This is a genomic window from Frondihabitans sp. PhB188 (assembly GCF_003752365.1).
Lineage (GTDB): Bacteria > Actinomycetota > Actinomycetes > Actinomycetales > Microbacteriaceae > Frondihabitans.
In genome coordinates this window covers 649546-670008 of sequence record NZ_RJUO01000001.1, presented here as the reverse complement: position 1 = coordinate 670008, position 20463 = coordinate 649546, and the positions used below count along the sequence as shown (strand labels likewise).

The 20463-nt window shown below is 69.5% G+C and carries 22 protein-coding genes; 14 read left to right on the top strand and 8 right to left on the bottom strand.

Annotated features, from left to right (window positions below):
• Positions 1-28: 28 nt before the first annotated feature.
• The 4 genes from nusA (at position 29) to rbfA (ending at position 4911) form a co-directional block, all read left to right on the top strand.
• Positions 29-1042: a transcription termination factor NusA gene (gene nusA / locus EDF46_RS03125; RefSeq protein ID WP_123504797.1), complete on the top strand. Its 1014-nt coding sequence runs from the start codon at positions 29-31 to the stop codon at positions 1040-1042.
• Between the two features lie 47 nt (positions 1043-1089).
• Entirely contained in the window at positions 1090-1368 is a 279-nt protein-coding gene (locus EDF46_RS03120; RefSeq protein WP_123504796.1) for a YlxR family protein, read from the top strand.
• A gap of 166 nt (positions 1369-1534) precedes the next feature.
• Positions 1535-4327, top strand: a complete 2793-nt coding sequence (infB, locus tag EDF46_RS03115) for a translation initiation factor IF-2 (RefSeq protein WP_123504795.1) — start codon at positions 1535-1537, stop codon at positions 4325-4327.
• A gap of 83 nt (positions 4328-4410) precedes the next feature.
• Entirely contained in the window at positions 4411-4911 is a 501-nt protein-coding gene (gene rbfA, locus EDF46_RS03110) for a 30S ribosome-binding factor RbfA (protein WP_123504794.1), read from the top strand.
• Positions 4912-5008: 97 nt separating this feature from the next.
• Here rbfA and EDF46_RS03105 read toward each other — a convergent pair whose 3' ends face one another.
• On the bottom strand, positions 5009-5878 hold the full coding sequence (locus EDF46_RS03105; protein ID WP_233579779.1) for an A/G-specific adenine glycosylase: 870 nt from the start codon (positions 5876-5878) through the stop codon (positions 5009-5011).
• 23 nt (positions 5879-5901) lie between these two features.
• Here EDF46_RS03105 and EDF46_RS03100 point away from each other — a divergent pair, with 23 nt between their 5' ends.
• The 9 genes from EDF46_RS03100 (at position 5902) to EDF46_RS03060 (ending at position 13538) form a co-directional block, all read left to right on the top strand.
• A complete protein-coding gene (locus EDF46_RS03100; RefSeq protein ID WP_123504793.1) occupies positions 5902-6465 on the top strand; it encodes a hypothetical protein in 564 nt (187 codons plus the stop codon).
• Between the two features lie 31 nt (positions 6466-6496).
• A complete protein-coding gene (gene truB, locus EDF46_RS03095) occupies positions 6497-7414 on the top strand; it encodes a tRNA pseudouridine(55) synthase TruB (RefSeq protein WP_370454061.1) in 918 nt (305 codons plus the stop codon).
• Positions 7411-7779: a hypothetical protein gene (locus EDF46_RS03090; protein WP_123504791.1), complete on the top strand. Its 369-nt coding sequence runs from the start codon at positions 7411-7413 to the stop codon at positions 7777-7779. The genes truB and EDF46_RS03090 overlap by 4 nt, the downstream gene beginning before the upstream one ends.
• Positions 7780-7825: 46 nt before the next feature.
• Positions 7826-8293, top strand: a complete 468-nt coding sequence (locus tag EDF46_RS03085) for a hypothetical protein (protein WP_123505173.1) — start codon at positions 7826-7828, stop codon at positions 8291-8293.
• A gap of 2 nt (positions 8294-8295) precedes the next feature.
• Complete coding sequence (locus EDF46_RS03080; RefSeq protein WP_123504790.1) at positions 8296-9288, top strand: bifunctional riboflavin kinase/FAD synthetase; 993 nt, start codon at positions 8296-8298, stop codon at positions 9286-9288.
• 33 nt (positions 9289-9321) lie between these two features.
• Positions 9322-10875 carry an SDR family oxidoreductase gene (locus EDF46_RS03075; protein ID WP_123504789.1) on the top strand — a complete coding sequence of 518 codons (1554 nt, stop codon included), beginning with the start codon at positions 9322-9324 and terminating at the stop codon, positions 10873-10875.
• A 2-nt stretch (positions 10876-10877) separates the two neighbouring features.
• Positions 10878-11447: a GDSL-type esterase/lipase family protein gene (locus EDF46_RS03070; protein WP_233579777.1), complete on the top strand. Its 570-nt coding sequence runs from the start codon at positions 10878-10880 to the stop codon at positions 11445-11447.
• A gap of 41 nt (positions 11448-11488) precedes the next feature.
• Positions 11489-11863, top strand: a complete 375-nt coding sequence (locus EDF46_RS03065) for a DUF6804 family protein (protein WP_123504787.1) — start codon at positions 11489-11491, stop codon at positions 11861-11863.
• 148 nt (positions 11864-12011) lie between these two features.
• Positions 12012-13538 carry a stealth family protein gene (locus tag EDF46_RS03060; protein ID WP_370454041.1) on the top strand — a complete coding sequence of 509 codons (1527 nt, stop codon included), beginning with the start codon at positions 12012-12014 and terminating at the stop codon, positions 13536-13538.
• Positions 13539-13560: 22 nt separating this feature from the next.
• Here EDF46_RS03060 and EDF46_RS03055 read toward each other — a convergent pair whose 3' ends face one another.
• The 3 genes from EDF46_RS03055 to rplU all read right to left on the bottom strand — a co-directional run bounded on the left by EDF46_RS03055 (position 13561) and on the right by rplU (position 15409).
• Positions 13561-14526, bottom strand: coding sequence for a phosphodiesterase (locus EDF46_RS03055; RefSeq protein WP_123504785.1), 966 nt, complete (start codon positions 14524-14526; stop codon positions 13561-13563).
• Between the two features lie 301 nt (positions 14527-14827).
• The gene (rpmA, locus tag EDF46_RS03050) at positions 14828-15082 is read right to left on the bottom strand and encodes a 50S ribosomal protein L27 (protein ID WP_123504784.1); all 255 of its coding nucleotides are present in this window, start codon (positions 15080-15082) and stop codon (positions 14828-14830) included.
• A gap of 15 nt (positions 15083-15097) precedes the next feature.
• Positions 15098-15409, bottom strand: coding sequence for a 50S ribosomal protein L21 (rplU, locus tag EDF46_RS03045; protein ID WP_123504783.1), 312 nt, complete (start codon positions 15407-15409; stop codon positions 15098-15100).
• A 133-nt stretch (positions 15410-15542) separates the two neighbouring features.
• Here rplU and EDF46_RS03040 point away from each other — a divergent pair, with 133 nt between their 5' ends.
• Positions 15543-16112, top strand: coding sequence for a hypothetical protein (locus tag EDF46_RS03040; RefSeq protein ID WP_123504782.1), 570 nt, complete (start codon positions 15543-15545; stop codon positions 16110-16112).
• Positions 16113-16127: 15 nt separating this feature from the next.
• Here EDF46_RS03040 and EDF46_RS03035 read toward each other — a convergent pair whose 3' ends face one another.
• From EDF46_RS03035 to EDF46_RS03020, 4 genes are all read right to left on the bottom strand, one after another.
• The gene (locus EDF46_RS03035) at positions 16128-16535 is read right to left on the bottom strand and encodes a DUF779 domain-containing protein (protein ID WP_123504781.1); all 408 of its coding nucleotides are present in this window, start codon (positions 16533-16535) and stop codon (positions 16128-16130) included.
• A complete protein-coding gene (locus tag EDF46_RS03030; protein ID WP_123504780.1) occupies positions 16535-18076 on the bottom strand; it encodes an aldehyde dehydrogenase family protein in 1542 nt (513 codons plus the stop codon). The genes EDF46_RS03035 and EDF46_RS03030 overlap by 1 nt, the downstream gene beginning before the upstream one ends.
• Before the next feature lie 113 nt (positions 18077-18189).
• Positions 18190-19455 (bottom strand): GAF domain-containing protein, encoded by a 1266-nt coding sequence (locus EDF46_RS03025; RefSeq protein ID WP_123504779.1) that lies wholly within the window; start codon positions 19453-19455, stop codon positions 18190-18192.
• A 63-nt stretch (positions 19456-19518) separates the two neighbouring features.
• The gene (locus EDF46_RS03020) at positions 19519-20439 is read right to left on the bottom strand and encodes an NAD(P)-binding domain-containing protein (protein WP_158614138.1); all 921 of its coding nucleotides are present in this window, start codon (positions 20437-20439) and stop codon (positions 19519-19521) included.
• Positions 20440-20463: the final 24 nt, after the last annotated feature.

Sequence of the window (20463 nt, the reverse complement as noted above, 5' to 3'; positions counted from 1 at the left end):
CACGATTCTTAAATATTGGAGGCCCTCAGTGGACATCGACCTGAGTGTGCTGCGACTCATGGAGCGCGAGCGCGAGATTCCCTTCGACGAACTCGTGGAGATCATCGAGCAGGCCATTCTCACGGCCTACCTGAAGCACGAAGGCAACGGCGAGGGCCACGGGGCCGAGGCACCCGGAGCCGAGTCGCGCTCGTCGGCCCGCGTCGAGCTCGACCGCAAGACCGGCCACGTGTCGGTCTTCTCGATCGAGCACGACGACAACGGCGAGGTCGTCGGCGAGGCGATCGAGACCCCAGACGACTTCGGCCGCATCGCCGCTTTCGCCGCGAAGCAGGTCATCAACCAGCGTCTGCGCGACATCGGCGACGACAAGGTCCTCGGGCAGTTCAAGGGCCGCGAGGGCGAGATCGTCGCCGGCGTGATCCAGCAGGGTCCCAACCCGCGCATGATCCACGTCGACCTCGGCTCGTTCGAGGCGATCCTGCCCCCCGAGGAGCAGGTGCCCGGCGAAGACTACTCGCACGGGCGACGCATCCGCGTCTACGTGACCAGCGTCTCGAAGGGCTTGAAGGGCCCCAGCGTGACCGTCTCGCGAACCCACCCCTCGCTGGTGCGCAAGCTGTTCGCGCTCGAGGTTCCCGAGATCGCGTCGGGTGTGGTCGAGATCGTGTCACTGGCTCGCGAGGCCGGCCACCGCACGAAGATCGCCGTCCGCGCGACCGAGCCCGGGGTCAACGCCAAGGGCGCCTGCATCGGCGAGCTGGGCCAGCGCGTCCGGGCCGTCACCGCCGAGCTCAACAACGAGAAGATCGATATCGTCGACTACTCGGCCGACCTGCCGACGTTCGTCGCGAGCGCCCTGTCGCCCGCCAAGGTGTCGAGCGCGTTCGTGATCGACGCCGCGACCAAGGCCGTCCGCGCGCTCGTGCCCGACTACCAGCTGTCGCTCGCCATCGGCAAGGAGGGCCAGAACGCCCGCCTCGCCGCCAAGCTCACGGGCGCCCGCATCGACATCCAGCCCGACTCGATCCTCGAGGATTAAGCCGGTTCGCTCGTGGCGTCTGGGCGTCCGAGCAAGGGAGGGGTAGAGTGGAACCCGTCAGAACGTGCATCGGCTCTCGAACGCGCGCTCCACGATCCTCTCTCCTGAGGGTCATTGCCCTCGAAGGGCGCGTCGTACCCGATACGGCAGCGTCGCTCCCCGGGCGGGGCGCCTGGTTGACCCCGTCGATGCCGGCGTTCGAATCAGCAGTCAAGCGCAGGGCGTTTCGCCGGGCACTCCGACTCGATTCCGAACCCGACACCAGTGCGCTCCGCGAGTTTCTCGAGGCGCGTACGACACCTCCCGCAGAAGTCGTCACCCAGTGACGGCCGCCGCGAACTAGCCAGTGGCGCCAACCGGGCGCCGCGAGTCACTACACAGACAGAAAAGGCTGATCAGCCCATGGACAACTAATGAGCACCTCGAAATGAGTTGCGTCCAGCACTAATGGCTTCCTCCTGACCCCGGGTGGAGGCCCGAGACAGGAGAACAGTGGCAAAACCACGCGTACACGAGATCGCAAGCGAGCTCGGTATCGAATCGAAAGCAGCGCTCGAGAAGCTGAAAGAGATGGGCGAGTTCGTCAAGGGCCCGTCGTCCAGCATCGAGCCGCCCGTCGCGCGCAAGCTGCGCGCCGCCTTCGCCGGCCAGTCCGGCTCGGCCGCTGCGGCACCGGCTGTCAAAGCACCCGCTGCCAAGGCGCCCGCCGCCACGGCACCGGCGACCGCTGCCAGCAGCGCGCCGCGACCCGGCGCTCCGCGCCCCGCCGCGCCCACCCCCGGCCCGGCGGCTCCCAAGGCCCCCGTCGCCGAGACCCCGGCCCCCGAGGCCGAGCCGGCACCCGCCGCCGAGGTCCTGGTCACGCCGGCGCCCCTGACGGTCGCCGAGCGCCAGGCTCAGGCCGAAGCCGCTCGCAACGCCCCGAAGGCCGACGCGGACACCGCCGAGGCCACTGCGGGTGCGCCTCGTCCCGGCGGTCCTCGTCCCGGCGCTCCGCGTCCGGGCAACAACCCCTTCGCTTCCAACCAGGGCATGGGCCGCCCGTCGGCCCCGCGTCCGGGCGGAACCGGCGCAGCCGGTCCTCGTCCTGGCGGCGCCGCTGGTCCGCGTCCCCAGGCGCCGCGCCCCGGCGCACCCCGTCCGGGCGCTCCGCGTCCGGGTGGCGCACCGCGCCCCGGCGGCTTCGGCCAGCGTCCGGCCGGTGCGGGCTCGCGCCCCGGCGGCTTCCAGCGCCCCGGCGGCCCTGGTGCCGGCGCAGGTGCAGGCGCACCCGGTGGATTCCGACCCGGCTTCGGCGCTCCGCGCCCGGCCGGCGGCGGTGGCGGCGGTCGCGGTCGCGGCCCCGGTGGTGGTACCGCCGGTGCGTTCGGTCGCGGTGGCGGCAAGAGCAAGGCACGCAAGTCGAAGCGGACGAAGAGGGCCGAATTCGAGATGCGCCAGGCACCGTCGCTCGGCGGTGTCAGCGTCCCGCGCGGCGACGGCACGACCGTCGTCCGCCTGCGTCGCGGCGCGTCCATCTCGGACTTCGCCGACAAGATCGACGCGAGCCCCGGCAACCTCGTGACCGTGCTGTTCCACCTCGGTGAGATGGCCACGGCGACCGAGTCGCTCGACGAGGCCACCTTCGAGGTGCTCGGCGAAGAGCTCGGCTACCGCATCCAGGTCGTCTCGCCGGAAGACGAAGACAAGGAGCTCCTCGAGGGCTTCGACATCGACCTCGAGCAGGAGCTCGAAGACGAAGACGAGTCGGTTCTCCAGATCCGTCCTCCCGTCGTCACGGTCATGGGTCACGTCGACCACGGTAAGACGCGACTTCTCGACGCCATCCGCAACGCGAACGTCGTCGCGGGTGAAGCCGGCGGAATCACGCAGCACATCGGCGCCTACCAGGTGTGGGCTCCGCACGAGGGCGTCGAGCGCGCCATCACCTTCATCGACACCCCCGGTCACGAGGCGTTCACCGCCATGCGTGCCCGTGGTGCCCAGGTCACCGACATCGCGATCCTCGTGGTCGCAGCCGACGACGGCATCATGCCGCAGACGGTGGAGGCGCTGAACCACGCCCAGGCGGCAGGAGTGCCGATCGTGGTCGCGGTCAACAAGATCGACAAGGAGGGGGCCAACCCCGCCAAGGTCCGTCAGCAGCTGACCGAGTACGGGCTCGTCGCGGAGGAGTACGGCGGAGACGTCATGTTCGTCGACGTGTCGGCTCGCGACCACAAGAACATCGACAAGCTGCTCGAGGCTGTCCTCCTCACGGCCGACGCGGGTCTCGATCTGCGTGCGAACCCCGAGAAGGACGCCCGCGGTATCGCGATCGAGGCGCGACTCGACAAGGGCCGCGGTGCTGTCGCCACCGTCCTCATCCAGTCCGGAACCCTCCGGGTCGGAGACGCCATCGTCGCGGGAACGGCTTACGGCCGCGTCCGCGCCATGATGGACGAGAACGGCGACCCGGTCGACGAGGCCTACCCCTCGCGTCCCGTCCAGGTGCAGGGCCTCTCGAGTGTTCCGCGAGCCGGCGACACCTTCCTCGTCACCGAGGAAGACCGCACGGCCCGTCAGATCGCCGAGAAGCGCGAAGCCGTCGAGCGCAATGCCCAGCTGGCCAAGGCCCGCAAGCGCATCTCGCTCGAGGACTTCACCCGTGCACTCGAAGAGGGCAAGGTCGAAGCGCTCAACATCATCATCAAGGGCGACGTCTCGGGTGCCGTCGAGGCACTCGAAGAGTCGCTGCTCAAGATCGAGGTGGACGACAGCGTGCAGCTGCGCATCATCCACCGTGGTGTGGGTGCGGTCACCGAGAGCGACGTCAACCTGGCGACCGTCGACAACGCGGTCATCATCGGGTTCAACGTGCGCCCCGACACGAAGGCGCGCGAGCGTGCTGCCCGCGAGGGAGTGGACATCCGCTTCTACTCGGTCATCTACGGCGCCCTCGAAGACATCGAGAACTCGCTCAAGGGCATGCTCAAGCCCGAGTTCGAAGAGGTCCAGTCGGGTGTGGCCGAGATCCGCGAGATCTTCCGCTCCTCCAAGGTCGGAAACATCGCGGGTGTCATCGTCCGCTCCGGAACGATCACGCGCAACGCCAAGGCGCGCGTCATCCGCGACGGCGTGGTGGTCGGCGACAACCTCGCCATCGACTCGCTGCGTCGCTTCAAGGACGACGTCACCGAGGTCCGCACGGACTTCGAGGCCGGTATCGGTCTGGGCAAGTTCAACGACATCCAGATCGGCGACGAGATCGAGACCATCGAGATGGTCGAAAAGCCCCGCGTATAGAACGTGAGGCACTGGGCCCGCAGGATCACGTGATCCTGCGGGCCCTTCCCCCTGCAAGGCCAGTACCCCGGAAAGAAGGCCCCATGGTCGACGTACAGCGCGCCAGCAAGATGGCCGATCGCATTCAGCAGATCGTCGCCCGCCGCCTCGAGCGCGGTATCAAGGATCCCCGCATCGGCTTCGTCACCATCACCGATGTGAAGGTCACGGGCGATCTCCAGCACGCCTCGATCTTCTACACGGTCTACGGCTCCGACGAGGAGCGCGCCGACACCGCCGCAGGACTCAAGGCGGCCACCGGCATGTTCCGCTCGGAGGTCGGCAAGAACATCACGGCGCGGCTCACCCCGTCGCTGGAGTTCATACCCGACGGCATCCCTGAGAACGCGGCGGCCATCGACGCCCTGCTCATCGAGGCACGACAGCGCGACGCCGAGAGCATCGCGCTGGCCTCGACGGCCGAGTACGCCGGCGACGAGGACCCGTACGTCAAGCCGCGCGAGCTGCACGACGACGACGAGGCGGAGTACTCGCTCGACGGTCCCGCGGGCGGCTCGGAGGAGCCCGACGGCGGCACCCGCTAGTTCCTGCACCGGCTGAGGGCTGAACCCTCTCGATCGGCCTGGGCGCCAGTCCGCGGACAGGTGCACTGGCCGATCCGAGGGGTCTAGCCCCCGCGCGTCAGTCGGGCAAACCGTATCCGGCCGACGGCGTCCCGACCACCAGGCCGTCGCGCACGAGGCTGGCGAGTGCTCGCGACCGCTGCACGTCGTCGCCCCACACCTCGTCGAGCTCCGAGGCGGGCACCGGGATCTCGCTCGCCCGCAGGGCCCCCAGCAGCAGGCCGCGCACCTGGCGGTCCGACCCCTCGTACTTCTTCTGCGTGCGGCGCGGCGGGCCGTCGTGGGCGGGACGGCCTCTGAGCACCCACGCGCACTGGGCCTCGAGGGGGCACTCGGCGCAGCGGGGCGAGCGGGCCGTGCAGACGAGAGCCCCCAGTTCCATCGTCCCGGCATTCGTGTCGTGCGCGTCGGCGAGGTCGTCGGGCAGCTGCGACTCCATCAGCGGCAGGTCGCGCTTCGCGTGGGGCGAGCCCGGTTCGGCCAGGCCCTCGACGGCCCGGGCCAGCACCCTCCGCACGTTGGTATCGACGACAGGAACTCGCTTGCCGTACGCGAACACCGCGATCGCCCGCGCGGTGTAGTCGCCGATCCCGGGCAGGGCGAGGAGCTCGTCGACGTCGGACGGCACCACGCCGCCGTGCTTCTCTGTGATGGCCACGGCGCAGGCATGCAGGTTGAGGGCGCGGCGGGGGTAGCCGAGGCGATCCCAGGCGCGCACGGCCTCCGAGGCGGGGGAGGCGGCGAGCGACTCCGGGGTCGGCCAGCGCTCCAGCCAGGCCTCGAGCTTGGGGATCACGCGCACGACCGGGGTCTGCTGCAGCATGAACTCGCTGACGAGCGTGCCCCAGGCGGGGAAGCCGGGCTGCCGCCAGGGGAGGTCGCGGCCGTTCTCGCGGAACCACGAGACGATCGCGGGGGAGATTGTCACCCGTCGAGCCTAGGCTCTGAGCCATGATGCGATGGGCACCCGAGAAGAAAGACACCGTTCGCGCCCTGGCGGACGAGATCCTGCACAACTACGGCCGTGGCCGGGTGCTCGTCGCGGTCGACGGTCCCGACCGGGCCGCCGCGGCGGTATTCGGCGACGACCTCGTCGAATCCCTGCACGAGGCCGACCACGGCGCGTTCCGCGCCTCGGTCGACGACTTCCTGCTGCCCCGGGCCGAGCGCGAGCGCCGAGGCGACGACTCCGCGGTCGACGAGTCGGCGCTCCGCCGCATGCTGATCGAGCCGTTCCGCCTGGGCGGCAGCGCCGCGTGGGTGCCGGCGGCCTTCGACGCGGTGGCCGACCGGCAGGTCGAGGCCGACTGGGTCACGGGTCCGGCCGACGCCGTCCTGGTCGTCGACGGGGCGCTCGAGGGCCGTTCTGCTCTCGGCACCCTGTGGCACTACGCGGTCTGGGTCGAGGGCTCCGACGCGGGCGACCGCAGTCCCGATGGCCGAAGGCGCGCTCAGGCGATCATCGACAACACCGACCCCGAGCACCCGCGCCGTCTCTTCGACGACGCGTGCTGAGGCCGGCGCACCCCGCCCGCTAGGCTAGGCGATCGTGAACAGCGGCCCCCAGCACAGCGGCATCCTCCTCGTCGACAAGCCGCAGGGCATCACGAGCCACGACGTCGTGTCGCGTGTCCGCAAAGCAGCCGGCACGCGCAAGGTCGGCCACGCGGGCACCCTCGACCCGATGGCGACCGGACTCCTCGTCACGGGTGTCAACTCGTCGACCCGCCTCCTCACCTTCCTGGTCGGTCTCGGCAAGACCTACGAGGCGACCATCCGCCTCGGCTCCTCGACCGACAGCGACGACGCCGACGGCACGGTCACGGCGACGGCCGATCCCGATGCGATCGCAGCCGTGGCCGACGACGCCATCGCGGCGGGCGTGGCCGAGCTCACCGGCGACATCCAGCAGGTGCCGACGACCGTCAGCGCGATCAAGGTCGACGGCAGGCGCGCCTACGACCTGGCCCGCGAAGGTGTCGAGGTGGAGCTGAAAGCCCGGGCCGTCACGGTATCGCGCTTCGAGATCGTTGGGCGCCAGGATTCGTCCGACGCGATCGACCTCGATGTCGTCGTCGACTGCTCCTCGGGCACCTACATCCGTGCACTGGCGCGCGATCTCGGCGCGGGTCTCGGCGTCGGCGGCCACCTCACCGCCCTCCGGCGTACGAAGATCGGTCCGTTCGACGTGGCCGACGCGATCGAGACGCTCGACGCCGAGTCGGTCCGGCCCGCGCTGCTGGCGCCCGCCGTCGTCGCCCGTCGGCTCTTCTCCGTGCTCGAGCTGACCGCCGAGCAGGCGGTCGACCTCGGTCACGGCAAGAAGCTGGCCGTCGACCTCGCCGACACGAAGCGCCCCGTCGCGGCGATCTCGCCCGGCGAGCGGCTCGTCGGGCTCGTCTCGGTGTCCCGGGGCACGGCCCGTCCCATCGTCAACTTCCCTACGGACGAGGTCCGGTCATGATCGAGTGGTTCACCTGGGTCCAGGCCGCCATCGGCGCCGCCGTCGCGCTGTTCTGCATCGTGATGGGGCTGGCCCGCCGCATCCCCAACGACTACACGCTCGGCGCCGTCGCCCTGGTCGAGCTGCTTCTGATCGCCCAGCTGGTGGTGGCGATCATCGCCCCGTTCGCCGGCAACCGCGCCTCGGGCAGCGTCCTCGAGTTCTTCATCTACCTCGTCGTCGCCCTGCTCCTGCCGCCCCTCGCGGTCGTGTGGGCTCTCGTCGACCGCACCCGCTGGAGCAACGTCGTGCTCGGCGCCGCCGTCTTCGCTGTCGCCGTGATGGTCGTGCGCATGCTTCAGATCTGGACGGCGACGGCCTCGTGACCGTCGCGGTCGCCGCCGGTGCCCGCCGGGTCATATCCTTGTCATGATGGTCCAGAAGCAGTCAACACGAGCGGTCGGCATCGGCCGCGTCCTCATCGCCGTCTACGCGATCCTCGCCCTCGCGGCGACCGGACGCTCGGTGTTCCAGATCGCGACCCAGTTCGAGCAGGCGCCGCTGGCGTACTCGCTCAGCGGGCTGTCGGCCGTCGTCTACATCGTCGCGACCATCGCGCTGATCGTGCCGGGCCGCAAGTCGTACGGCCTCGCCTGGGCGACGATCACCTTCGAGCTGGCCGGCGTGGTGCTGGTCGGCCTCATGTCGATCATCGCTCCCGAGGTCTTCGTGCCGAGCGCCAAGTACGCCCACTCCGACCACTCCACCGTCTGGACCTACTTCGGCATCGGCTACGGCTTCGTGCCGCTCGTGCTGCCGATCCTCGGGATGCTGTGGCTGCGCCGCACCCGCCCCTCCCGCGGCGACGCGGCCGTCGGGGCCGCACCGCGAGAGGTCTGAGCGTGGACTTCTTCACGAACCTCGCCGACGTGCCGGCGGGCTTCGGGCCCTCCGCGGTCACGATCGGCAAGTTCGACGGAGTCCACCTGGGCCACCGCGCCGTCATCGCCGCGCTCGAGACCGTGGCGCGCGACCGGGATCTCGTGTCGGCGGTCGTCACCTTCGACCGCCACCCGCTGGCGGTGCTCCACCCCGGCGCCGTGCCCGCGGCGCTGACGAGCAACCGCCAGAAGCGCGAGCTGCTCGAGTCGACCGGCGTCGAGGCGACGCTGATGCTGACCTTCGACGAGCACCTCCGCGACCTGACCCCCGAGGAGTTCGTCGACCGCGTGCTGGTCGAGGCGATGCAGGCCGAGGTGATCCTGGTCGGGGGCGACTTCCGCTTCGGCAAGGGCGGCGCCGGCACCGTCGACACCCTGCGCGAGCTCGGGCGCACGCGGGGGTTCGACGTCGAGCTGATCCCCGACGTGCTCTTCGAGATCGGCTCTCTCGTCGAGTCCGGGGCGCTCTCCGAGGCCGGGGCGCCGGAGCTGGGCGAACGCCGCGTCTCCTCGACCTGGATCCGCCAGCTCCTCGACGCCGGCCGCATCGTCGAGGCCACCGCCCTGCTCGGTCGCGCGCCGTCCGTCCGCGGGGTCGTCGTTCACGGTGAGATGCGCGGGCGCGAGCTCGGCTTCCCCACCGCCAACCTCGAGCCGAGGAGCGAGGGGTTCGTGCCGGCCGACGGCGTCTACGCGGCCGACGTCATCATCGACGGCCTGGCGCACGGTGCGGCCGTGTCCGTGGGCAACAACCCGACCTTCCAGGGCGTGCCCGAGAAGCAGGTCGAGGCGAACCTCCTCGACTTCGACGGCGACCTCTACGGCAAGGAGGTCACGGTGTCGTTCCTCAGCTGGGTGCGCGGCAACGTGAAGTTCGACGGGCTCGAGTCGCTGATCGCGCAGATCACGAGAGACGTGGCCGAGATCCGCGCCTATCTCGACGCCCGCGGCTGAGAGGCTGCCGCAACCGCGGCGTAGGTTGGGCCGATGCCCGACTCGCCAGAACAGCCTCACGCCCCGCAGCACCGCCGGTCGACGCCGAAGCGCCGTGTCCTGGTCACCGGAGCCACCGGCTACATCGGCGGCCGCCTCGCGCCCCGCCTCATCGAGGCCGGGTTCGACGTGCGCGTCTTCGTCCGCAGCCCCGACAAGCTCATCGGAGTGCCGTGGGCCGGTGACGTCGAGGTCGCCCAGGGCGACCTGACCGACGCCGACTCGGTCAGGGCGGCGCTCGAGGGCGTCGACGTGCTCTACTACCTGGCGCACGCCATGGCCGGCAAGGGGGCGTTCGAGGAGACCGAGGCCGAGGCGGCCCGGACGGTGGCGGCCGAGGCGAAGGCGGCCGGAGTCTCGCGCATCGTCTATCTCGGCGGACTGCACCCCGACGGGCCGCTGTCGCCCCACCTGGAGTCGCGCAAGAGGGTCGGCGAGATCCTGCTCGCCTCGGGGGTTCCGACTGCGGCCCTGCAGGCGGGTGTCGTCATCGGGTCCGGGTCGGCCTCGTTCGAGATGATCCGCCACCTCACCGACGTGCTGCCGTACATGCCCGCGCCGCGCTGGGTGCGCAACTGGATCCAGCCGATCGCCGTGCGCGACGTGCTCCACTACCTGATCGGCTCGGCCGACGTGCCCGCGGATGTGAACCGCGCCTTCGACATCGGCGGCCCCGACGTGCTCCGCTACGGGCAGATGATGAACGGCTACGCGGTCGAGGCGGGCCTGAAGCAGCGGCCGATCGCGCCCCTGCCGGTCCTGACCCCGTGGCTGGCGTCGCAGTGGGTCAACCTCGTCACACCCATTCCGCGGTCGCTGGCCATCCCTCTCGTGGCGTCGCTGCAGTACGACTGCGTGGTGCGCGAGCACGACATCGACGAGGTCGTGCCGAAGCCCGAGGGCGGCCTGACCGGCTACCGTCGAGCCGTGCGCCTGGCTCTCGGCAAGATGCGCGACGGCGAGGTCGAGACCAGCTGGCAGGACGGCTCCGTCGACGGCGCTCCCAGCGACCCGCTGCCGAGCGACCCCGACTGGTCGGGCCACACCGTCTTCACCGACGACCGCTCCACCGACATGAAGGCGTCGCCCGAGCAGCTCTGGCGGGTCATCGAGGGGATCGGCGGCGACAACGGCTGGTACTCGTTCCCCCTGGCCTGGGCCGCGCGCGGCTGGATGGACCGGCTCGTCGGGGGAGTGGGCCTGCGCCGAGGCCGCCGCAGCCCCACGAGCCTCCGCCCCGGCGACGCTCTCGACTGGTGGCGGGTGGAGAGCATCGAGCGCAGGAACTTCCTGCGGCTCCGAGCCGAGATGAAGGTCCCGGGTAAGGCGTGGCTCGAGATGTTCGTGTCGGACGGCCCCGAGGGCGGGGCCCACTACCGGCAGCGCGCCGTGTTCTTCCCGACCGGGTTGAGCGGGCGGCTCTACTGGTTCGCGATCCTGCCCTTCCACGGAGTCATCTTCTCCGGCATGCTGAACAGGATCTCCTCCGCCGCATCGAAAGAACCGGTCGAGCGGTCGGCGGTCTCCGAGCAGGAAAGAAGGCGATGACGATGGGCGAGAAGCTCGTATTCTTGGGCGACAGCCTCACCGAGGGCGGCGACTGGGCGGCGCGGTTCCCGAACGACGAGGTCGTGAACCTCGGTGTCGGCGGCGACACCACGATGGATGTGCTCGCGCGAATCGACGACGTCGTGGCGGCCGACCCCGACTCGATCGTGCTGCTGATCGGCACGAACGACTTCGCGTCGAAGCGGAGCGTCGAGCAGGTGGTGCGCAATATCGAGACCATTCTCGTCGACCTGCGGCGCCTGCTGCCGGGAGTCCGCCTGCTGCTGCAGTCGATCGCCCCGCGCGACGTCGAGTACTCCGCGCGCATCCAGGACGCCAATCGGCACCTCCGCCAGTTCGCGGCGACCGTTCGAGCGCAGTACCTCGACCTGTGGCCCGCCCTGGCCGTGGGCGACGCGCTCGACCCCGACTTCACCGAGGACGGCCTGCACCTCACGACGGCCGGCTACGACGCCTGGGTGTCGGAGCTCGAGCCCGGGCTCGAGAGGCTGCGCGAGGAGCCGCCGATGAGCAGGCCGATCACGATCATCCGGCCCAGCGAGGCTCGCTGACGCCGCCCGGCCGGTCCTGCCGCGGGCGCTAGGATCGGAGCATGCCCACACCGCAGAAGGCCGCGTTCACGCGTCCGGCGTTGGCACCGGGGCTGTTGGCCGCGATCGCTCTGATCGCCGGCGGTGCCCTGATCTCGAGCGATGCATTCGTGCTCTTCCGCTACGTCGTGGCGATCCTCGCCCTGATCGTGCTGGTCTTCGCCTGGCGGGGCAGAGCGTGGGGCTACCTGCCGTTCCTGGCCGCGATCGCGGTGCTCTGGAATCCGGTGTGGCCCGTGCCGATCACGGGACAACTCTGGCAGGGCATGCAGTTCGCGGCCGCCGGGGTGTTCATCGTCGTGGGCGTCCGGGTGAAAGTGGCGTCGGCCGACGCTCCGGCCTCGACGACTCCGGCTCGTACTCCTCGCTCTCGCTAGGCCCACCGACCCGGTATCGGCACCGCGTCAGCGCAACCGGTCGCCGACAGAGTAAAATCGTCTAATTGCACTCACGGCCGCCCGGGCCGTCGCAGGAAGTGGAGTCTGAATGGCTACGGAGATCGTCGGCTCGGCGGAGAGTCCTCTCTTGACCCCCCGTTCCACCACCGGCGGTCGCGACCGCGAAGGCGCCGCTCTCAAGCGCGACGACCTCGTGATCCGCAAGGGGCAGTACACGCTCCTCAACGGCCATCTCACCCCGCAGCAGTCCATGCTCGAAGACCTCGCCTTCGTGAAGGGCGTGCTCGACGATTCCGTGATTCCCCACCTGCTCGTCCGTGGCAACGGGGAGCGTCCCGTCATCGCCGTCGACGCCGAGCGACGCGCCGAGTTCGAGACGGCCTTCCGCGCCGCAGCTCAGGGCGAGCCGTTCTACTCGAAGGGCAGCCACGGTCGCGCGGCCCTCGTAATCGCCGACGGCTTCGGCTCCGAGACCGAGCGCGTCATCCGCCTGTTCCGCCCGCGCGTCGAGCCGCTCGGCCGTCTCCGCTACGGCGCCGGTTTCGCCGTCCAGGTCGAGTTCTGGATCACCACCGAGACCGAGGTGCTCGCCCCGGTCGAGAACGCTCTCATGCGCAGGACCCTCCCGCTCGATGAGGCGAACCTGACCGACATCGAACGCTACGGCTTCCACTGGCAGACGATCGAGCACATGTTCGACGACCATGCGACCGACATCACCTTCGATGTCGACATCGTCTTCTCGTGGGTCGACGGCAACTCCGTCGAGTACCAGCGGGCCCGAGCCGCCCGAGAGAAGAAGCACGTGCTCGGCGAGGGCGACGACGCTCCCGCCCGGTTCCGGCAGATCGACGAGCTCAAGTACGCTCTGCGCTCCGTCTACATGTTCGCGCCGTGGATCCGCACCATCTACATCGCGACCGACTCGCCGGCCCCGGCCTGGCTCGCCGATCACCCGCGTGTGCGCATCGTCCGCAGCGCGGAGTTCTTCGCCGACCCGTCCGTCCTGCCGACGCACAACTCGCTCGCCGTCGAGTCGCAGCTGCACCACATCGACGGCCTCAGCGAGCACTTCCTGTACTCGAACGACGACATGTTCTTCGGCCGGCCGGTCAGCCCGAGCATGTTCTTCTCACCGGGCTCGGTCACGAAGTTCATCGAGGCGGACACAAGGATCGGCCTGGGGCTGAACAACGCGACGCGATCCGGGCACGAGAATGCCGCCCGAGTCAACCGCCAGCTGCTGCAGCAGCGGTTCGGACGCGTCACCACTCGCCACCTCGAGCACACGGCCACGCCGCTGCGCAAGAGCGTGCTGTTCGAGATGGAGCACGAGTTCGCGGCCGACTTCGTGTCGACCGCCGCCTCGCCGTTCCGGGCCGCGACCAACATCTCGGTGACGAACTCGTTCTACCACTACTACGCGCTGGTCACGGGGCGCGCCATCGTGCAGGAGAACGCGAAGGTGAGCTACGTCGACACGACGATGGTCGCCGGTCTCGCCATCCTGTCCGAGCTCCTGAAGAAGCGCTCTGACGACTTCTTCTGCCTCAACGACGGCAGCTTCCCCGAGGTCACCGACGAAGAGCGCACCGCGGTCGTCACCGACTTCCTCGAGCGCTACTTCCCCTTCAGAGCACCCTGGGAGCACTGACCGTTCGAGGCGGGCCCCGCGGCTAGAGGGTGCCGATGGGGCCCGTGAGCGACAGGTCGCGCGTCGGAACGGTGAGCACGTCGGGCTCGGCGCGGTGGCGCGGACGAGCGGCGGGGATGACGACGCCGGCCTCGGCGAGTCGCGCGGCGACCTGCTCGGGGCCCACGTACTCGCCGACGGTGCGGTAGCTGCCGATGGGGACGACCGAGCTGACGATGGTCTCGGGGTAGACGTGCATCAGGTTGTACGACTGCGCGCCGTCCTGGCCGCGGGTCGCACCGGTCGGGATGTTGAGGTCGGCGGTGTAGCAGGTGGCCGAGGCGACCGAGACCGGGATGCCGGCGAACATGGCGTTCGTCGAAAAGTGCAGGTGGCCCGCGATGATCGAGCGCACATCGCTGCCTTCGACGACTTCGGCGAGCGAGGCCTGATCGCGCAGCTCGACGAGCACGGTGAGGTCTTTGATGCTCGGAACCGGCGGGTGGTGCATGGCCAGGATCGTGCCGTCGGGAGCAGACACCGACAGCTCTTCGGCCAGCCAGTCGAGCTGGGCGCCGGTGAGCTCGCCGTAGTGGTGGCCCGGCACGGTGGTGTCGAGCGTGATGATGCGGAGTCCGTTGACGTCGTAGACGAAGTCGACGGGGCGGTCGCTCGGAATCTGGCCGAAGAGCTCGGAGCGGAATGCGCCCCGGTCGTCGTGGTTGCCCATCGCCCAGATGATCTGCGCGCCGAGACGGAGCGCCACGGGCTCCATCAGCGCGCGAAGCTTGCGATACGCTCCCGGCTCGCCCTTGTCGGCGAGATCGCCGGTGACGACGATCGCTTCGGGTCGAGCCCCGGAGTCTTCGAGCTCGGCCAGGATCTGGCGGAGACGGCTGGCACTGTCGACATCGCCGTAGAGGTCGGAGTCGGCCTCGATGAGATGCGTGTCGCTGAGGTGGAGGATGAAGTGGTCGGGCCGAGCGTGCTCAGCCGTGCGGAGACCCATGATTCTCGCATTCGCGTGGTACAGATGGAGCCAGTCTGACGTGGGCGAGTGTGACGCTCACGCTCGTGCAAGGTGTTCGTAGCCAAGTCCACCATCTGTTTGCTGGTCGTACGGTGAATCAGACCGCGCGAGTCGGTTAACCATGTGAGAACAACTGCTGAACCCGGTCGACATTAGCGGGGTGCACCGGCCAGGGCGAGGCCCCCATTCGAGTCCTTGCCGACTTATTACGTTCTTCAATGACGGTGCGCGAAAAAGGCGGGCCACCGTGAGGTGACCCGCCTTTTCGAGATTGCTGCAGTCAGACGCCTGCGACGATGTTGACGACCTTGCGGCCGCCCTTGGCGCCGAACTCGACGCTGCCTGCGGCGAGGGCGAAGAGGGTGTCGTCGCCGCCGCGGCCGACGTTCACGCCGGGGTGGAAGTGGGTGCCGCGCTGGCGGACGAGGATCTCGCCGGCCGAGACGACCTGGCCGCCGAAGCGCTTGACGCCGAGGCGCTGCGCGTTCGAGTCGCGGCCGTTACGGGTGGATGATGCGCCCTTTTTGTGTGCCATGAGTCAGCTCCTCGACTAGTTGGTGGTGATCGTGGTGATCTTGACGCGGGTCAGGTCGGCACGGAAGCCCATGCGACGCTTGTAGCCGGTCTTGTTCCTGTAGTTCTGGATCACGATCTTCGGGCCGCGGAGGTCGTTCAGGACCTCGCCCTCGACGGTGACCGTGCCGAGCTGGTCGCCCGAGAGGATGGTGTCGCCGTCGACGTGCAGGACGGGGACGAACGAGACGGTGTCGGACTCGGCGGCCTTGAGACGGTCGACGGTCAGAATCGTTCCGACCTCGACCTTCTCCTGACGGCCGCCGGCGCGCACGATTGCGAAAGCCATGGGTACTCCTTGAAGAAAGACTGTGGTGTTCAGTAGCGCGATGGTGCCCGGTTCGCCGGACAACTTGTAGAGTCTTTCACAAATGTCAGGATCAATCAAACTTCGCAGGCCGCCGCGATTCACGGCGGAGATCGTGGCCGACGCCCGTGAGCGGATCGCCGAGATCGTCGCCGACCTCGAGCAGCTCACGACCGACTACGCCGACGACATCGAGGTCTGGGGCTCGGCGGTGACCACCGCCGGCTGGGAGATCGCGAGCCTCGGCCAGTGGCTCGGCCTCGAGGGCGAGGCGACCCTGCTGCTCGGCGGCGCGTCGTACCCGGAGATCGCGGAGCACCAGGGCACCAGCCAGTCGAACGTCTACAACCGCGTCGGCCGGTCGCTGACCCTCGCGCCGTATGCCAAGGCGTCGGGCGCCGTGACCCGCGTGTCGGCCGAGGGCCTGGCCGACGCACGGCGCGAGTACGCGATGGACGAGCCGGGCGGGGCGGGGGAGCCGGGGCCCGATGCGTCGAGCCTCGCCGAGCGGATCCCCGAGTTCCTGCGCACGGGGCCCTCGTCGACCACCGAGATCGTAGCGGGCCTGCCGGACTACCGCCGGTCGAGCGTGCTCTCGACGCTCTCGGTGCTCGCCCGCCGCGGTGTCGTGGTCAGGACAGGCCACGGCGTCTACGCTCTGCCGCCCGAACCGGGCAGAGCGTAGACGTCGCGGCAGCTCTCAGATCAGGTCGAAGGCCTTCCGCTCGGCGTCGTCGAGCATGCGCGATCGGATCAGGAAGCGCTTGCCCTCGGGGGATTCGACACTGAACCCGGCACCGCGGCCGGCCACCACGTCGATGGTGAGGTGCGTGTACTTCCAGTACTCGAACTGGCTCCTCGACATGTAGACCTCGATCGGGTCGATCCCGTCGATGTGCAGGTCGCCCAGGTGGACGTCGACCGCGCCGATCCGGAAGAAGCCGACCGGGTAGCACATCGGCGAGCTGCCGTCGCAGCAGCCGCCCGACTGGTGGAACATCAGCGGGCCGTGCTGCTTCGTCAGCTCGACGAGGAAGGCGGCTGCCGCGGGTGAGACGTCGACCCGCGACAGCGCCTGCTGGGTATCGGACACCGAGGTGTCCGGCATCAGAAGAATCCCATCGGGCCGTCCGCGTACGACACGAGGAGGTTCTTCGTCTGCTGGTAGTGGTCGAGCATCATCTTGTGGTTCTCCCGGCCGATGCCCGACTGCTTATAGCCGCCGAACGCGGCTCCCGCCGGGTACTGGTGGTAGGTGTTCGACCAGACGCGGCCGGCCTGGATGTCGCGGCCCGCCTTGTACAGCTGAGCGCCGTTGCGGCTCCACACGCCGGCGCCGAGGCCGTAGAGGGTGTCGTTGGCGATCTTGATGGCCTCGTCGTAGTCGCTGAAGCTCGTCAGCGAGAGCACGGGGCCGAAGATCTCCTCCTGGAAGATGCGCATCGAGTTGCGGCCCTCGAAGATCGTCGGGTTGACGTAGTAGCCGTCGGTGAGGTCGCCGCCCAGGTCGGCACGGTCGCCGCCGAGGAGCAGCTTCGCGCCCTCCTGCTTGCCGATGTCCATGTAGCTGAGGATCTTCTCGAGCTGGTCGTTCGACGCCTGAGCACCGATCATGGTGTCGAGCGAGAGCGGGTTGCCCTGCTTGACCTGCTTGACGCGCTCCACTCCGTCGGCGGTGAACTGGTCGTAGATGCTCTGCTGGACCAGTGCGCGGGACGGGCAGGTGCAGACCTCACCCGAGTTCAGGTTGAAGAACGAGAAGCCTTCGAGCGCCTTGTCGTAGAAGTCGTCGCGCTCGTCGGCCACGTCGGCGAAGAAGACGTTCGGGCTCTTGCCGCCGAGCTCGAGGGTCACCGGGATCAGGTTCTCGGAGGCCATCTGCATGATCAGGCGGCCGGTCGTCGTCTCGCCGGTGAAGGCGATCTTCCGGATGTTCGGGTGGGAGGCAAGGGGAGCGCCCGCCTCGACGCCGAAGCCGTTCACGATGTTCAGGACGCCGGCGGGGAGGAGATCCTGAATCAGCTCCATGAACACGTGGATCGACGCGGGTGTCTGCTCGGCCGGCTTCAGCACGACGCAGTTGCCGGCCGCCAGCGCCGGGGCGAGCTTCCAGACGGCCATGAGGAGCGGGAAGTTCCAGGGGATGATCTGGCCGACGACGCCGAGCGGCTCGTGGAAGTGATAGGCCACGGTGTCGTTGTCGATCTCGCCGGTCGAGCCCTCCTGCGCGCGGATCGCGCCGGCGAAGTAGCGGAAGTGGTCGATGGCCAGCGGCACGTCGGCGGCGAGAGCCTCGCGGATCGGCTTGCCGTTGTCCCAGGTCTCGGCGACGGCGAGCATCTCGAGGTTCTGCTCCATGCGGTCGGCGATCTTGTTCAGGATGATCGCGCGCTGGGTGATCGTGGTCTTCTTCCACGAGTCGAAGGCGCGCCAGGCGGCCTCGACGGCCCTGTCGACGTCGGCCGCATTGCCGCGCGCGACCTCGGTGAAGACCTTGCCGTTGACGGGCGAGGGGTTCTCGAAGTACTTGCCGGACGAGGGGGCGACGTACTCGCCGCCGATGAAGTGGTCGTAGCGGGGCTTGAACTGCACCTTGGCATCCGGGCTTCCGGGGTTCGCGAAGGTGCTCGGAGGAGTCGTGACGGTCATTGTCGTATCCCTTTCGACGTCGTTGTCGGTCGCCGCGGGTAGCGGCGTTCCTCCACGATACGAACGGGCAGGTTGCGAACGGTTGCGCTGCGCGCTGTGCACGGGCGCAGGAACTACAGGCGGTCCAGCTGCTCCAGACGCGCCACTATCCCCGCCCGGCGCGGCGATCGCGGAGGGAGCCTGCCGAGCGCGGCCATCAGGATCTCCCGGTCGGACTCGGCCGCCGAGCTCCTGGCGTAGTCGAGCAGCACGTCGACGCCGGCGTCCGAGAGGAGGGACTCGCGCACGCGGGCGGCCAGGAGGTCGCGGATCTCCTCGATGCCGGGCGCCGTCGAGTTCGGGAGCACGGGGCCGGTGTACGCCCCGACGGCCCGCCGGTACGAGCCGCGGTCGAGCAGCGACATCACCTTCGCGACGTCGGTCTCGAGCGGGCTGATCAGACGATAGGGGCGCGAGAGGGGAGCCATCCGGGGGTCGAGCACCTCGAGGGCGTGACGCAGGCGCACCATCTCGGAGCGCAGGGTGACGATCGCATGCGGATCGCCGTAGACGAGGGAGGCGAGCTCGTCGGCTCCGAGGCCGCGCTGGTGCCAGGAGAGAAGCGTCATCAGCTCGCTGTGCCGCGCGCTCAGGCTGACGATCCGGCGGCCGTCCGACATGAGGGCGACGTCGCGCCCGAGGGTGGTGAGGCTCGCCGGGGCTGAGGCGGTCGGCCGGGCGATGCGCTGGCGGGCCGGCGTCGAGCGGGGCGGAGCCGACGTGAGGCGCGACACCATGAGCTCGGCCTCCATCGCGGTGGCCGTGGCCTCGAGGAGAGCGAGGGTGTGGGGGCCGACAGCCCGCTCGTCGCCGGTGATGTCGAGGAAGCCGAGGATCCGGCGGGTCACCGGGTCGTGCACCGGGACCGCGGAGCAGCTCCAGTTCTGCACGAAGACGTTGTAGTGCTCGTGGCCGCGGATCTGCACGCCGTGGTCGAGCACCAGAGCCGTGCCGGGAGCCGAGGTGCCCACTCGGCTCTCGGCCCAGCCTGCCCCCTCGACGAAGCGCATGTCCTCCGCAGAGCGCTTCGCCGAGTTGTCGCCCTCGACCCAGAGGAGGCGTCCCTGCTCGTCGCCCATGGCGACGATGAGACCCGAGCCCTCGATGTCGCGCAGCAGGAGGGTGCGGGCGACCGGGAGGAGAAGGAAGAGCGGATGCGCGCTGCGGTAGTCCGCGAGCATGTCTTCGGGAAGCTCGACGTCGGCCAGCACGCTCTCGGGATCGAGACGGCGGCGGCGGGCGCGCTCCCAGGACTCGCTGACGATGCGGCGGTGGGCGGCCTGCGGGCCCCGCGGAACCTCCGGGGGGAATGAGGCCCACGGGCTCGGACTGAATGCCATGCCACACCAATCGACGGCGATTGCGCAGATGCTCTGATCAGCACCTGTGTGATGGGGGTCAGCCTAGACCTGGCGTCCGTACGAGTCCAGAGTGGCCGACAGCGCCTCGGCCCACGGGGTCGCGGTGATCCCGAGCGCCCGCTCCGACTCGGCCGAGTCGACGAGGAACGGCGCTGTGAACTGATACGACATCGCCTTCACCTCGCGGATGAACGGCATCGCCAGCGCCATCGCGCCGAACACGACGCCCGGGTAGCTGCGGGCCGTTCCGTTCCGGCCGGTGATCGAGTTGACCTGGGCGACGATCTCGCGGCGGGAGATGCTCGTCGAATGCGGGGCCATCCACGCGCGGCCGGTCTGGTCGGCGTCGGCTGCTGCGATCAGCGTGTCGACGACGTCGGGAAGGTAGGCCCACGCGTGCGGCTGCGTCGGGTCGCCGACGCACCAGGCTGTCCTGCCCTTCAGGAGCGGGCCGAAGAAGTTGCCGCCGATGTGCGCGTTGGCGCCGGCGCCGAGGCCGAAGTAGTCGCTGGCCCGGACCTCGGCGACGCGCAGGTCGCCGCGGCGCTCGGCGTCGAGCAGGCGGTTCCAGCCGGCGACGCGGATCATCCCCTTCTTCTCCGTCGTGGCGAGCGGGGTGTCGACGCCCATGACGCCGCTGCCCGCGCCGTACCCGTACAGGTTGCCCATGAGCACGATACGGGCGCCGGTCGCCGTCGCGGCCTCCTCGAGAGCCGCGAAGATCGGCGGCCACCGGGCGGCCCACTCGGGGTAGGGCGGGTTGGAGCAGACGACGATCGTGTCGGCACCGCGAGCCGCCTCGGTGACGGCCGCGGCGTCTTTCGCGTCGAGCGCGATGGCGCCGGTGCCCGGCAGCTGCGTGCCGCGGCGGGTCGCCACACGGACCGAGTCGCCCCGGGCGACGAGCTTCGCGGCCAGCGGAGTGCCGATGTTCCCTGCGCCGATGATGAGGTGCGTGGCCATGAGTGCTCCTTGAAGTCGTTTAGA